This is a genomic window from Hymenobacter metallilatus (assembly GCF_003944705.1).
Classification (GTDB): domain Bacteria; phylum Bacteroidota; class Bacteroidia; order Cytophagales; family Hymenobacteraceae; genus Hymenobacter; species Hymenobacter metallilatus.
This window is the reverse complement of sequence record NZ_RWIS01000002.1, coordinates 258205-272307: the sequence shown is the minus strand read 5'-3', so window position 1 is coordinate 272307 and position 14103 is coordinate 258205. Positions and strand designations below refer to the sequence as shown.

Annotated in this window: 14 protein-coding genes; 10 read left to right on the top strand and 4 right to left on the bottom strand. The window is 61.3% G+C overall.

The genetic code is table 11. The annotated features are described in order from the left end of the window. The first annotated feature begins 25 nt into the window (after positions 1–25). Positions 26–1282 (top strand): zinc dependent phospholipase C family protein, encoded by a 1257-nt coding sequence (locus tag EI290_RS04550; protein ID WP_125427199.1) that lies wholly within the window; start codon positions 26–28, stop codon positions 1280–1282. Positions 1283–1383: 101 nt separating this feature from the next. Here EI290_RS04550 and EI290_RS04545 read toward each other — a convergent pair whose 3' ends face one another. Beyond that, the gene (locus EI290_RS04545) at positions 1384–1608 is read right to left on the bottom strand and encodes a T9SS type A sorting domain-containing protein (protein WP_185816843.1); all 225 of its coding nucleotides are present in this window, start codon (positions 1606–1608) and stop codon (positions 1384–1386) included. 195 nt (positions 1609–1803) lie between these two features. Between EI290_RS04545 and EI290_RS04540 the strand changes: the two genes are divergently transcribed. Next, positions 1804–2547, top strand: a complete 744-nt coding sequence (locus tag EI290_RS04540; protein ID WP_125427195.1) for a peptidylprolyl isomerase — start codon at positions 1804–1806, stop codon at positions 2545–2547. Positions 2548–2683: 136 nt separating this feature from the next. Here the strand turns inward: EI290_RS04540 and EI290_RS04535 are convergent, their stop codons facing one another. Together EI290_RS04535 and EI290_RS04530 are read right to left on the bottom strand one after the other, a co-directional pair. Further along, on the bottom strand, positions 2684–3046 hold the full coding sequence (locus EI290_RS04535) for a hypothetical protein (RefSeq protein ID WP_125427193.1): 363 nt from the start codon (positions 3044–3046) through the stop codon (positions 2684–2686). 128 nt (positions 3047–3174) lie between these two features. Next, positions 3175–5289 carry a M13 family metallopeptidase gene (locus EI290_RS04530; protein WP_185816842.1) on the bottom strand — a complete coding sequence of 705 codons (2115 nt, stop codon included), beginning with the start codon at positions 5287–5289 and terminating at the stop codon, positions 3175–3177. A 318-nt stretch (positions 5290–5607) separates the two neighbouring features. On the opposite strand from EI290_RS04530, the gene xseA reads away from it, so the two are divergent. The 8 genes from xseA to EI290_RS04490 all read left to right on the top strand — a co-directional run bounded on the left by xseA (position 5608) and on the right by EI290_RS04490 (position 11146). Beyond that, positions 5608–7092, top strand: coding sequence for an exodeoxyribonuclease VII large subunit (gene xseA / locus EI290_RS04525; protein ID WP_125427191.1), 1485 nt, complete (start codon positions 5608–5610; stop codon positions 7090–7092). A 14-nt stretch (positions 7093–7106) separates the two neighbouring features. Further along, the gene (xseB, locus tag EI290_RS04520; RefSeq protein ID WP_125427189.1) at positions 7107–7331 is read left to right on the top strand and encodes an exodeoxyribonuclease VII small subunit; all 225 of its coding nucleotides are present in this window, start codon (positions 7107–7109) and stop codon (positions 7329–7331) included. Between the two features lie 90 nt (positions 7332–7421). Further along, positions 7422–7769: a hypothetical protein gene (locus tag EI290_RS04515; RefSeq protein ID WP_125427187.1), complete on the top strand. Its 348-nt coding sequence runs from the start codon at positions 7422–7424 to the stop codon at positions 7767–7769. A 175-nt stretch (positions 7770–7944) separates the two neighbouring features. Then, positions 7945–8469 (top strand): hypothetical protein, encoded by a 525-nt coding sequence (locus EI290_RS04510; protein WP_125427185.1) that lies wholly within the window; start codon positions 7945–7947, stop codon positions 8467–8469. 204 nt (positions 8470–8673) lie between these two features. Further along, positions 8674–8982: a hypothetical protein gene (locus tag EI290_RS04505; RefSeq protein ID WP_125427183.1), complete on the top strand. Its 309-nt coding sequence runs from the start codon at positions 8674–8676 to the stop codon at positions 8980–8982. A 108-nt stretch (positions 8983–9090) separates the two neighbouring features. Next, entirely contained in the window at positions 9091–9810 is a 720-nt protein-coding gene (locus EI290_RS04500; RefSeq protein WP_125427181.1) for a hypothetical protein, read from the top strand. 101 nt (positions 9811–9911) lie between these two features. Then, the gene (locus EI290_RS04495; protein ID WP_125427179.1) at positions 9912–10724 is read left to right on the top strand and encodes a sensor histidine kinase; all 813 of its coding nucleotides are present in this window, start codon (positions 9912–9914) and stop codon (positions 10722–10724) included. Beyond that, positions 10721–11146 (top strand): response regulator, encoded by a 426-nt coding sequence (locus EI290_RS04490; protein ID WP_125427177.1) that lies wholly within the window; start codon positions 10721–10723, stop codon positions 11144–11146. The genes EI290_RS04495 and EI290_RS04490 overlap by 4 nt, the downstream gene beginning before the upstream one ends. A 106-nt stretch (positions 11147–11252) precedes the next feature. On the opposite strand, the gene EI290_RS04485 is transcribed toward EI290_RS04490, so the two are convergent. Next, positions 11253–14000 (bottom strand): TonB-dependent receptor, encoded by a 2748-nt coding sequence (locus EI290_RS04485; RefSeq protein WP_125427175.1) that lies wholly within the window; start codon positions 13998–14000, stop codon positions 11253–11255. Positions 14001–14103: the final 103 nt, after the last annotated feature.

The window sequence follows — 14103 nt, the reverse complement described above, 5'->3', positions numbered from 1 at the left end:
GCCTTCCTACCGTCAGGCTTGTGTCATGAAAAAACTACTACTCACCCTTTTTATCGTGCTGTTATGCCCGGTGTTGTCGCCGGGCTGGGGCTTTTTCGGCCACCGGACCATCACGCAGCTAGCCGTGTATTCGCTGCCTTCCTCCATGCGCGGCTTTTACTACCGCAACATGGCCAAGCTCATCCGGATGAGCACTGCCGCGGATGAGCGCCGCGACCAGGACCCACTAGAAGCCGGTCGGCACTTCATCGACATCGACCACTACGGCGACGACCCGTTCGGGCTCATGCCGAAGGTGTGGGAGAAAGCCGTGGCCAAGTACACAGCCGATACCCTGCGCAAGTACGGCACCCTGCCCTGGGCTGTAATGGAAACCAAGGAAAAACTCACCGAAGCCTTCAAGCAGCGCGACACAGTTGCCATTCTGGCTCTATCGGCCGACCTGGGCCATTACGTGGCCGATGCGTACGTGCCTCTGCACACCACCGAGAACTACGACGGCCAGCTCACCAAACAGGAAGGCATTCACTCGCTCTGGGAGAGCAAGCTGCCGGAGCGTAACATTGCCAAGTACAAGCTCGATAACGAGCCGGGCCGCTACGAGAAGGACCCACTCAAGGATATCTGGCAGGTAATTCAGGAATCGTATGGCTTCCTGGGCGACACCTTTGACAAGGAGGAGGAAGTCACCCGCAAGTACACGCCCGAAACCAAGTACGTATTCAGCCACAAGTACGGCAAAACCCGCCGCTCCTATTCCGATGCTTTTGCCGACTCCTACCACGAAAAAGTGGGCGGGCAGGTGGCCTTCCGCATCAAGCTGGCTCCTACGCTGGTGGCTTCCATGTGGATGACGGCCTGGAAGGATGCCGGCTCTCCCGACCTGGATGCCCTGATGAAAAAGGTCCCCAACAAGGAGGAAAAAGACAAGCTGGACGCTGAGCTGGACGCCTGGAAAGACAACCTGCTGGTGGAGCAGGGCCTGCTGCTGTCCATGCAGAAGATGCAGGCCGAAGTTCGCCCCGACCTCATCAACGCGGCCAAGGATATGGCCCCGCTGCCCACCGATGCCGAAGCCAGCAAGGCGGAGCCTACGCCCGTTACCACCGGCCCGGTGCCCGGCGCGCCGGTAGCCCCGGCCGGCACCACCAAAGTCAAAACCAAGACCAAGCCCGCCGACGGACCGGCGCAAAAAGAGAAAGTGAAGGCCGATAAACCCGCCAAAACCAAGAAGAAGCCCGCCTCCGACGGCTGGGACACGCCATCCGGCTCGGGCTGGTAGCTACGGCCCGGTACCCACACCGAAAAAGATTGTCAGCCAGAAGCGCGGCCCTGCATAGCGGGGCCGCGCTTCTCGTTTGGTGAGCGTGCTGACTTGGGGGCTTATTTCTCCACCAGAAAGCGGTGGGTTACCGACTCACTGCCATCGGCCTCCAGGCTGAGCGTGTACATTCCAGCGGTCAGCCCGGCCGTGGAAACCTGCGCCGCGTCGCCCCGGAAGGAGCTGCGGCTGATGGTTTGCCCCAGGCTGTTGCGGAGGGTGTACGATGCCTGCGTGGCCGGCGGTTGGGTAGCGCACCTCGAAACAGTGCAGACCGCCGCGGCCAATTTGATGCGGCTAAATGTTGCGGTCCGTTCATCGACCAGTGCGGGTCCTCATCCGATAAGCTGCGCGCACCGCGGGGTGGGCTCCGGCCGGACAGAGGCGGCAGCGCCGACAGGCCAATTACCGAACGGCCGTATCTTTCGGCGGTGCCGCGCCGTTTCTCGGGTGGCTTGTCCTTGTTAGTTGTTGCCGTACGTATGCTGAATCTGAGGTGGCAGGGTCTGCCGTTCCTGTGTCTGCTGCTGGCCTGTGGGCAGCGCCCCCCCGAAACGGCCGCGCCGGCGCCGCTGCCGCCGGCCGCCCCACCTGTTCCCGGTCCCGACCTCAAGGCCCTGACCGATACCACGGCCGTGGCCCTGCTGACTGCCTACGGCCGCCAGTACCCGGGCCACGAGGTGCTGCTGCACACCCGCCACGGCAATATGCGCATCCGGCTCTACGACGACACGCCCCTGCACACGGCCAACTTCCTGCTGCTGGCGCGCAAGGGCTACTTCAACCAGACCGTGTTCAACCGGGTGGTGAAGGGCTTTGCCATTCAAGGCGGCACCTCCGACCACCTGACGATGCGCCTGAACAAGTACCGCCTGCCGCCCGAAATCCGGGCCGGGCATTTCCACAAGCGCGGCGCCCTGGCCATGGCCCGCTACGACGACGAGCAGAACCCCGGCCGCCTGTCGTCCAGCCATGATTTTTACCTTGTGCAGGGCAAAAAGCTCACGCCCTACGAGGCCCAATCGAGCACCAACCGGGAGCTGACGCCCGCCCAGCTCCGCACCTACGCCACCCAGGGCGGCACCCCCAGCCTCGACGGACAGTACACGGTGTTCGGGGAAGTGGTGGAGGGCCTGGACGTCATCGACAAAATTGCCGACGAGCCCGTGGGTACCGACAATTGGCCCGTGCAGGACGTGGACATCAAGGTAAGCGTGCTGAAATAACCGTTACGTCGCCGCAGTAGCGCGCAGTTCCGCTTCGCGCACGAGCGGAGCGAGTTCCTACGCGCTGGGACCATACGGCGCAGTGCCGGGATACTCGCCTACGGCTCGTGCGCGAAGCGGAGCTGCGCGCTACTGGTTACTGGCGTTTCACTTCTACCAGCTTGGTATGCTGGGAGTCGTTGGGTTGCTCCTGTAGCAGCTCCAGGGCTTCGGCGCGGGTGTAGGTGAGGACTTTATCGGAGAAGAAACCGGGCTGGCTGGTGTCCACCTCAGCCTCCGCCGACTCCTGCCGGGCGGCTACCAGGTCTACCGCGTCGGGCCGCACGTTCTTTACCTGATACAGGAAGAAACGAGGTTCGGGGCGGCCGGCGGGCTGAAACTGCACCACGTACACGTCGCCTACCTGGGGTTGCTGCACCAGCTCCTGCACATTGGGGCGGCAGGCCGTTAGCAGTGCTACAAGCAGGAGATTACCGAGTAAGCGAGCAGAGAAAGGCATGGCGCAAGATAGGAAGGAAGCCGTAACGCAACAGCGCACAAAAGCCGGCCCGCGCTAAGCACGGGCCGGCTTTTGTGTAAAGCTATTAGTTCCTAGCCATCAGCTAATAGCCAACAGCTAAAACCCACCTACCACACCCGGGCCCGCTCGCTCTGGGCGCGCACCATCTTGGCGTCGTCCTTGCAGCCGAAGGCCTCGAAGAACTCGGGCATGTTCATGAGCGGGCCCACCGTGCGGTACTGGGCCGGCGAGTGGGGGTCCGTCATTACCTGCTGGCGCAGGTACTCGGGGCGGGCGTTGGTGCGCCACACCTGCGCCCAGGCCAGGAAGAAGCGCTGCTCCGGCGTGAAGCCATCGTACTTGGGGCGGGCACCGGAGGCGTACTGCTTGGCCAGCTGCTTTTCCAGGGCCGAGTAGGCCAGGGCCAGGCCGCCGAAGTCGGCCAGGTTTTCGCCCATAGTCAGCTTGCCGTTCACGTACACCGAATCGAGGGGCGAGAAGGCCGAGTACTGCTTGCCCACCATGTCGGCGCGCTGCGTAAACTTCTCGGCATCTTCCTTGGTCCACCAGTCGCGCAGGTTGCCCTGGGCGTCGTACTGCCGGCCTTGGTCGTCGAAGCCGTGGGTGATTTCGTGGCCGATAACGGCGCCCATCCCGCCGTAGTTCACCGCGTCGTCGGCGTTGGGGTCGAAGAACGGGGGCTGCATGATGCCGGCCGGAAACACAATTTCGTTCATCGAGGGGTTGTAGTAGGCATTCACCGTGGGCGGTGTCATGCCCCACTCCTGCCGGTCGATGGGCTTACCGAACTTGCTGGCGTTGTCGTTGCTGGCCCACTCCCGGGCGGCCAGCACGTTTTTCAGGTACGACTCCCGCGAAATCGTCAGGGCCGAGTAGTCCTTCCATTTGTCGGGGTAGCCGATTTTTACGGTGAAGGCGGCCAGTTTTTTCTGGGCCTCGGCTTTGGTCACGTCGCTCATCCAGTCCAGCTTCTGGATATGCTCCCCCATGGCTTCCTTAATGTTGTTCACCATTTCCATGGCTTTCTGCTTGGTAGCCGGCGTGAAGGCCTTTTCCACGTACACCTGCCCGAAAGCTTCGCCTAGTGCGCCGTCGGTGGAGCGCAACATGCGTTTCCAGCGGGGCTGCTGCTTTTTGGCCCCCGTAAGTACCTGCGCAAACCGGAACGACTCGTCGCCGTAGGCCTTGGGCAGCGCCGCCGTCAGAGACGTGACCAGGTGCCAGCGCATGTAGGTTTTCAGGTCGCCGAGGGGCTCCTGCTTCAGCATGGTGCTCACTTCCTTGAAGAAAGCGGGCTGACCCACAATAACGGTTTTGGCGGCCCCCAGCTTCATTTGGGCCAGCGTGCCGGGCAGGTTCAGGTTGGGAAACTGCTTGGCGGCCTCGGCCACCGTCATCTTGTTGTAGTTGGCGTTGGGGTCGCGCAGGTCCACGCGGCTCTTGCTGGCTTTGGCCAGGCGCGTCTCCATGCGCAGCACCGTGGCGGCATTTTTGGCGGCCGTGGCCTCGTTGTCGCCCAACATCTTGAAGGTGTTGGTGAGGTAGGTGGTGTAGGCCGCCCGGATGCCCTTGGAGCGGGCATCGTCCTTGAGGTAGTAGTCCCGGTCGGGCAGGCTCAGGCCACCCTGGTACAGGTTCACGGCGTACTCGTCGCTCTTCTTATCATCCTGGCCCACATAGCCATTGTAGAAGGCGCCGGTGGAGATTTTCTGGGCGTGCACGATTTCGCTCTGCAGGCCCTTCAGGTCTTTTACTGCGTTGATGCGGGCCAGCTCGGGCTGCAAATACTTTAGGCCGGCCTTTTCAATGGCCATCGAATCCATGGCCGAGGCGTAGTAGTCGCCTACTTTCTGGGCGTTGGTGCCTTTGGCGGCCGTGGTGTTGGCGGCGGCCTCGTCCAGAATCTGCCGCATTACGGCGTTGTTCTTGTCGGCCAGCTCGTTGAACGCGCCCCAGCGCACCTCAGCGGCCGGAATAGGATTGTTTTTCAGCCAGTTGCCGGAAGCGTACTGAAAGAAGTCGTCGCAGGGGTTTACCGATTTATCGATGTTGGCCACGTTGAGGCCGGTCCCGGCGGGGTCGGGGGCCGGGGCAGGAGTAGTTGGGGCAGCGGCCGGAGCGGCGGCCGCCGTGGGTGCGGCCGTTTTGCTGGAAGCGCACCCGGCCAGCGAGAGGCCAGCAGCAGCCAGCGCCGCCAGTTTCAGGTTCGTGGTTTTTTTCATGAGAAGTACTGGCAGGAAGCTAGAGAGTGGGAAATGCAATGGAAGGGCAAGGTAAAAGAAAATCCGGGCCGCTGCTTTTGCGGAACGCAAAGACGAGCACCTGCCGTTAGCCGTTGCATTGGGGGGAGAGTAGCGGAGTAGCGGAGTAATCGTTTGGTCGGCGCGGTGCGGTGCGGACGACTTTGTGCCAGGCGGGCAACTAACCGGGCAACGACCTGCGTCAACGTGGGTACGTCCTCCGCGCCCGCGCCGACCATAACGATTACTCCGCTACTCCGCTACTCAGCCACTCTCCCAACCCTTACCTTTACGCCTGCAATGCCCCTGTACAACCGCCGCCCCGAGCCGGGCCTCACCGCTGCCAAACACCTGCCCCCAGCCGCCATGCCCCTGAGCGAGCTGCTGGCCCGGGTGCGCCAGACGCTGAGTGAGCGGTTTGCCGACTCCTACTGGGTGGTGGCCGAAATTGCCGACCTCACCCTGCCCCGCTCCTACGGCGCGCACTGCTACCTCACCCTCACCGACCAGCACACTACCGGCCGGGGGGCTCAGCTGAAAGCTCAGGCCCGGGCCACCATCTGGAGCCAGCGCTACCAGCAGCTGGCGGCGGCCTTCGAGGAGCACACCGGCCTGACGCTGCGCACCGGCCTGAAAATTATGCTGCGGGTGCAGGTGAAGTTTCACGAGCAGTTTGGCCTCAGTCTCGACGTGCTGGCCCTCGACCCCACCTACACCGTGGGCGACCTGGCCAAGCAACGCCTTGAAACCCTGCGCAAGCTCCAGGCCCAGGACCTGCTGGAGCGGCAGAAGCGCCTGACGCTGCCGCTGGGCGTGCAGCGCGTGGCCGTTATATCCTCGCCCACGGCGGCGGGCTGGCAGGATTTTGTGCAGCAGCTGCGCGAAGCCCCCTACGATTTCGCCCTGACGCTGTTTCCGGCCACCATGCAGGGCGACGACTCTCCGGCCAGCATCCGGGCGGCCCTGGACGCCATCCGGGCCCGCCGCCCGGAGTTTGATGCCGTGGTGCTCATCCGGGGCGGGGGCTCCAAAACCGATTTGCTGGCCTTCGACGACTATGGGCTGGCCGCCGCCGTGGGCTCGTTTCCGCTGCCCGTGCTGACTGGCATCGGCCACGAGCGGGACGAGGCCGTGGTGGACCTTGCCGCCCACCTGGCTCTGAAAACCCCCACGGCCGTGGCCGCTTTCCTGATTGAGCGCCTGGCCCGGCTGGAAGCGGCGCTGGAGGGCTATGGGGGCCGCATCCGGGAGCTGGCCCAGGCCCGGGTGCAGCAGGAAGCCGCCCAGCTCAGCCGCCTGCTCCGGCACGCGCACCTGGCCGCCCAAACCCAGCTCCAGGACCACCGCAACACCCTGCACCAGCGCATTAGAATGGCGGCGGCCGCGCCCCGCGCCCAGCTGCGCCACCAGGAGCAGCAGCTCACCCGCCGCCGCCACCAGCTGCACCGGGCGGCCCGCAAAGCCCTGCGCCAGCAGGAGCAGCGGCTCCGCCAGCGGGGCCGGGCCCTGGCCGGGCGCTTCCGCCGCCTCCACCGCCGCCGGTGCGAGCGGCTGCTTAGTCAGCAACACGGCCTTCAGCTGGCGGCCGTGCGGCTGCTGCACCGCCGGGCGCTGCACCTGGCCCCGCTGGAAACCGGGCCGGCGGCGGGTACCGTGCGCCTGCTCACGCCCAAGGGCCAACCCTTCGTGGGGCCGCTGCGGCCGGGCCAGGAGGTGCTGCTGCGCCTGCCCGATACGGTGGTGCCGGCCCGCATCGGGGGGCAGCTGCCCTTGTTTCTTCCCTAACCTGTTTTACCCTTATGTCGCCCCAAAACCTTACTTACCGGCAGGCCATCGAAGAGCTGGAAACCATCCTCCGGGCCCTCGAAACGGATGCCGTGGACGTGGACGACCTCACGGCCCGCGTGCAGCGCTCCGCCGAGCTGATTCGCCTGTGCAAGCAGAAGCTTCGTTCCGCCGAGTCGGCCATTGATCAGGTATTCGAGAATCTGGAAGAAGAGGACGAGGAGTACCCGGCGGAGTAGAGCTCCGGCATTTAACTGGCCGGAAGCCGCTTGGCATAGGATATCCTTTATATTTGGGCTCACGTGTATCCCACTCTCTCCCAACTCCCTATGACCAACAACGACTTACAGCAAGCCAGCGCCTGGACGCGCAACTACCGTACTCAGAACCCCGGCGCCGTGAAGGCCCACTGCCTGTCGGCGGCTACTCTCGAAGCCATCCTGGGCCAGCCGGGCTGCGTGGGGGTGCGGGCCTACTATGGTCTCGATGATACGGGAGCACCCAAGCTGATTCTGGTAGGCTACGATGCCAACGACAACGACATCCTGGACGGACCGTCGGCCGCAGCCCGGGGCGCGGAGATGCTGGGAGCTACGGGTGGTACCGGCGTACAGATTGACGTTAACCCGCCTCCCTGCCCTCCTTGCTGCAGCACAGATAATGCATTGAACAGCTAGTTGAGGAAACCTGATGCCCGCGTGGTTTCTAACCTTTTGTAAAGTAACCGACTTGTTGGTGTATTGGGCGTTGCTGGTGCCATTTTTTTTGGCTTACCGGCGCCGTACCCAGCTTACTGGTGGGTTGGTTACGTTACGGTTCGTACCACTTTTCTTATGCAGCATTTATTGCCTGATGCAGATAGCCATTGCCGTGTGGCACTATAATCTGCCCTTGGTGCATTTGAATACTTTGGGTGAAGCCCTACTTTACATGAAAGTGTATCACGATGAGTTTGTAGATGAGAAGACAAAACGTTCCATCCGCATTCTTGCTGTGGTATTTGTGCTCTTTGCAGCGCTGGATTCCTTTTGGCTGGAAGGCTTTACCCGTATCAATTCCTACACAAATCTGGCCGAAAGTGTTATTATCATCAGCTTAGGGCTGCTGTATTTTGAGCGTGTTCTGATTGGCAGGCGCCGCACCCAGATTCAACAGATTCCGCTTTTCGTGGCTACTATCGGTATTATTCTTTACCTCTCGGGCACGGTAGTGCTATACCTGGCTACCAACCATTTCATTCAGGTTAACGATGAATACAGTGCCCGGCTGATGTACCTCATTAATTCGGCGCTGGTGCTTATGCTGGGTCTCTTATTCTCAAGAGCGTTTCTGCTGGTGAAGCCACTGGCACCGCTGCATACTACTGCCCTGCAGTGAGTAACTTCGGCAGCCTCTTTATTTTCAATTTTCTCCAAAGCACTATGTCAATATAACAACCTCACTTGAAAGCACATAGCATGGCTTGCTGCAGCATCAAAGCCACCGTGGTTACCAGATACATTATTTCTTATGCCCTATAGTATCTGACCTTTGTTATATTTTACCCCGCTTACTGATGTATTCATTTTACACACCTCCTACATGCCCCTTACCCCTACCGACGGCGAGTTCATTGACCTGAACGACGCAAAAGCTTACACCAAATCATTCCGGGAAACTTACCCCACCCAAGCCAAAGCACAGTTTTTCGGCACGGCCAATCTGAAAGCCATTACTGACCAGGAAGACTGCGTGGGCATCCGCATCTACAATGCCATTGTGAACGGGCAGACCTGCTACGTGCTGGTAGGAGCCACTGCCAGCGGCAACGACCTCGCCAACGGTCTGCTGCTGGCATGTGGCCCGGTGTGCCCGAATATGTGCGACACCAGCAGCCCGCTCTACTCCTGAAACGGCCCGTGGCCCCCAAAAGCCTCACCAAATGCTGGTGAGGCTTTTTTTGGTACCGGCGGCTATTTTTTCCGGATATTCGCCGCCCTCACTGATATACCGACTTAGGTGCAGCATTCTTACCTTTATCTGGGACTGACAACCGAATTCATCTTCCGGTTTTCGAAGGTGCTGAGCGTGGTAGCGGCCTGCACCAGCCTGGTACCGGCCGGCCTGGGCATCCGGCGCTGGCCGCAGCTCACGCCGGCCCTGCGCTACGTTGCCTGGTTTGCCCTCGTGCCCGGCGCGGTGCTCAGCATCGGTGCCGAAATTGGCCGGTGGGTATTCCACTATAACCTGGCTATTCTGGCCGCCGTTACGCTCGGCGAAGTGCTGCTGCTGGCGGGGGCCTACGCCCGCACCCTACACTCGGACCGGCTGCGGCGGGGGCTTGGGGCCGCTACCGGGCTTTTCGTGGTGGTGTGGTGCGTGGAGTTGGGGTTGTCGCTGCGTAGAAATGAGCCCGTCAACAACTATACCCACATACTCCAGACTATTATCAGCATTGGACTGGCCTTCAGCTACTTCGAGCAGCTGCTGCGGGAGCTGCCCAATATTCGGCTGGAGCGAGACCCTATGTTTCTGGTGAGTGTGGGGGCCTGCCTGTACTATACCGGCAGCATCACCATTTTCGTGCTGGAGCCTTACATGCAGGCGCGGGCCGCTGCCTTTCAAATCTGGACGATGTATATTATTCAATCGGCATTATATATACTGCTGAACGGTTTCCTCGCGCTGGCCCTGTACTACCACGGGCGTACGGACGGGCAGCAGCAGCAAGTCCGCTAATCCTGACCTGCTTGGTTGGGGGTTTGAGCGTTATTTTGTTTATTGCTGAAATACTATAACACAATCCTTACTGCGCTACCGGCCCGGCCGGCCGCTTCCCGATGAATAGTTGGCTGTTTCCTGTGTTGCTGGCTACGCCGGTGCTGCTGCTGCTGGCACTGGGCATTGTGGGTTTTGTGCTGCGCTACCAGCGGCGGCTGCTGCGCCAGCAGGAAGAAATGCGACGGATGCACGAAAATGCCCAGCAGCAGGCTCTGGAAGCTGCTCTGCTGGCCCAGGAAGAGGAACGGCGCCGCATTGCCGCCGATTTGCATGATGGCGTGGGTACCACTCTGGCTATTGTGAAGCTGCACCTGAATACCCTCAACCAGCCCGACCTTACCGAGGAGGCCACCATTCTGCTGGACCAGGCCATTAATGAGGTGCGGCGCATTTCGCGCAACCTACTGCCGGCGGCCCTGCAGAAGTTTGGGCTCTCGTTTGCGCTGGAGGCCCTGGCCCGTACCATGCCCGCCGATGGCCCCACCCACGTAGAAATAGAACAGCGCGGCACCCCACGCCGCCTCGACCCCAAGCAGGAGCTGATTGTGTACCGGGTGGTGCAGGAGCTGCTGGGCAACGGCCTGCGCCACGCCCATGCCAGCCGGATTCAGATTGAGGTGGAATACGGCCCCGATTTTATGGCCCTGCGCTATTCCGATAACGGCGTGGGCTTCGACCCCACCGTGCCCGACCAGCCGCCCCTGCCCGGCACCCGCACCGGCCTGGGCCTCACCAACCTCCGCAGCCGGGTAGGCGTACTACGCGGCACACTCCGGCACGAGTCGGCCCCTGGGCAGGGTACCCGGGTTTGGATTTCTTTACCCCTGCCGTATCTTGTTACCAATCAGGCCAATAGCCTTTCCTTTGCATGAGCACTCCCTCGATTCGTTTAGCCGTCGTCGACGACCATATTCTTTTTCGGAAAGGCCTGCGGGCCCTCATCAGCGGTTTTCCGGGCATGGAAGTACTGTTTGAGGCCGGCGACGGGCAGGAGCTGCTGGAACGCATGGACCAGGGCACCGTACCGGACGTGATTCTGATGGACCTGCAGATGCCCGTGCTGGATGGACTCCAGACCGTGCGGCTGCTACGGGCCCAGTATCCATTGGTGCGCTCCATTATCATCTCCATGCACGATGAGCCGGAGCTGATTGACTCGTTGCGGGCCGAGGGTGCCCACGGCTACCTGCTCAAGAATGCCAGTCCCGAGGAGGTATTGGGCGCCATTCAGAAAGCCATTGACACCCGCCCCGGCTCCGGCGCTTCCCGGGCCATTCTCACGGCTTCGTTCTGAGCACCTGCCCCCGATAAGGCAGAACGGAATACGAGAACAGTGGATACTAAAAAGCCCTTCCTGCGCGTGCATGAAGGGCTTTTTAGCGAATGTATCATTCGGCAGGCTACAGTCCCACCGACATACCGATGGTGAAGGTGCGGCCCCGGTTGAAAAATGCCTGGAGCAGGTTAGGATCTACTACATTGCTGCTGTTGCGGTTGGATACGTCGGTGAAATAGTACTGGTTCAGCACGTTCAGCACCGAGGCCCGGAAGCCTACGCGCACTTTCTCCCGGTACATCGGGCGCAGGTCGTAGCCGAAGTGCAGGTCCAGGTTTTTGGTGGTGGGCAGGCGGTAGGCATCGGTGCGGGAGTTTTCCTCCAGAATGCTCTCGGGGCTGAAGGCCGCGTAGTATTTGGAGAACACCAGCAAGGAAGGCCGCACGTAGAAGCCCCGGATGGGCTCGTAGCGCAGGCCCAGCTGAAACTGGTTCTGGGCGGCGTCGCCTACGTGCACTCCGTCCAGGTACACGGGCTGGTCGATAGGATTCACCTGGGTGCCGGCCTCGGTTACCTGGTTCAGCAGGCCCTTGCCCGTCCAGCGCCAGTCGCCAATGGCAATGGCGGCATTCAGCTGCAGGCTGCGGCTGATTTCCTGGGCCACGCTCATCTCCACGCCCATATGGCGGGCATTCACGTTGCGCACCGTGTTGTACACAATGTCGGAGCCGTTGTTGGTGATGGAGTTGCTGCTTTTGTTGGCCCACAGCGTGTAGTAGGCGTTCAGGGTAGCTTTCAGGCTGGGGTAGCTGATGCCGTAGCCCAGCTCCATGGAGGTAATTCCCTCGGGCTTCACGTTGCGGTACAGAATGCCCTGGGTGTTGTACACCTGGTTGAAGAAAGGCACCCTGCTGTTGTAGCCCACGTTCAGGAACAGGTTGTTGCGCTCCGTTACGTTATAGTTGGCGCCGGCTTTCAGGCTGTAGCCCGTAAACTCGGCCCAGGGCGTTTCCAGGTAGCGCCCGTCGGCGGCGGTATACGTGCGCCCGTTAATGGTTTGGGTCTGGTTGAAGGCCACGTCGTAGCTCCGCCCGTCTACGGTTACCTGCTTAGGCCGGAAGAAGTCGATGCGCTTGTAGCGGATTTCTGACACCGTACCACTCACCACCGCCGACAGCACCGGCGTTTTGTACTCCAGCTGCGCGTAACCACCCAGCCACTGCGTTTTGCCGTCGTAGTTGTACCCGATTTTGTCGCCCACGTACAGCTTGGTCAGCGGATCAATGTTGCGGTTGCCGGCGTTGGTAATGCTGGGATTCAGGTAGGTATAGTCGCCGCCCAGCAGGTCGCGCACTTCGCGGTAGTGCAGGCCCCGGTACAGGCGCCCATCCACCCCCGCCGACAGCGTAATCTTGTCGCCCAGGGAGTAGTCGGCGCCCAGCACGCCCCCGTACCAGCGGTGGCTGTTCACGCTGTTCACCAGAAACTGGCTGGAGCGCCGGGTCGGGTTTTTGCTCAGGTCGTAGTTGTTGTCGTAGATGCGCTGGAAGTCGGTTTGCTGGGTAACCGAGTTCTGCAAAATGGTGCCGGAGTTGGCCGTCGTCAGGCCACTTACGCCGCCCCCGTTGCCAAATGAGGCATAGGCCACGGCACTCACAAACAGCTTGCTATTTACCTGCCAGTAGTCGTTGAGGTTGATCTGGGGCTTGTGGTAGTAGTTGCTCCGCTCGTTCAGGTTTTCCGTTTTCCCATCCTGGCGGTTGCCGTTGGCATCCAGGGTGTAGCGGTTCAGCGGGCCCCAGTACGGGTTGAACTGGAAGCCCTTGTTACCGTTTACCAGCGGCGTCGCCCCAATTTCCTGGGCCTTTTCGGTGGAAAACAGGCCCACCTGCTGGGCAAAGCTGCGCTGCCCGTGGCTTTGCGGGGAGCCCAGGCCGGTGAGGGAAAGGCGGTGGTTGCCCACCTTTTTGCTGATGTTGCCGAAGTAGGTCCAGGCGTCATCAAAGGCCTTGTCCACCCAACCGTCGGAGGTGCGGCGCGAGCCGTAGAACGTGAAGGCCCAGTCGCCCTTCACGGCTCCGCTGCTCAGCATCAGGGAGTATTTCTGGTAGTTGTTGGAGCCGGTTTCGATGCGGGCCAGAGCAGCCTTCTTATCATCGAAGCCCCGCGTCAGCACGTTGATAGTGCCGCCCACCGAGGGCACCGAAATTTTGGAGGCCGAGAGGCCGCGCTGCACCTGCAGGCTCTTGGTCACGTCGCCCAGGTCCCAGTTCGACCAGAACACCTGACCGGTTTCCATGTCGTTGACGGGCACCCCATTGATGAGCACGGCCACGTTGCGCTGGTCGAAGCCCCGGATGTTGATGCGTGAGTCGCCGGTGCCGCCGCCGCCCTGGGTGGCGTACACACCGGGCGTCTCGTTCAGAATCATGGGCAGGTCGCGGTTGGACAGGGTTTCGCGCAGCTTCACCTCGTTCACGGCCGCAAAGGCTACCGGCGTGGAGCGCTCCACGGCCACGCCCAAGGAACCCACCACCTGCACCTCGTTGAGGGTGGCATTGTCGGCGGTGAGGCTGAAGGTAGCCGTACTGTTCTGGCCGTTCACCGTTACCTGCTGCTCCAGCACCTTATAGCCAATAAAGGACGCCCGCACTGTATACGTGCCCGATTTCAGCCCGCCCACGATGTAGGTACCGTTTTCCTCGGCCCCGGCGCCGGTGTTGACTCCGTTCCCAACTACCTGCACGGTGGCCCCGGGCAGGGCCTCGCCCGTCAGTTTGTCCAGTATGCGTCCTTTGATGGAATACGTGGCCTGCGCCACCGCCCCCACCGAGGTAGTCAAGAGAGCTCCAGCAAGTAAAAAATGCTTCATGAAAAAGGGGAATACGACCCGCAAAGGAAATTAAGGGTGTAAAGGTACGGGTTTGAGGAATAGGGCGTAAGCGGGCCCAGTGGGTTATTTATCTTCTTATTTT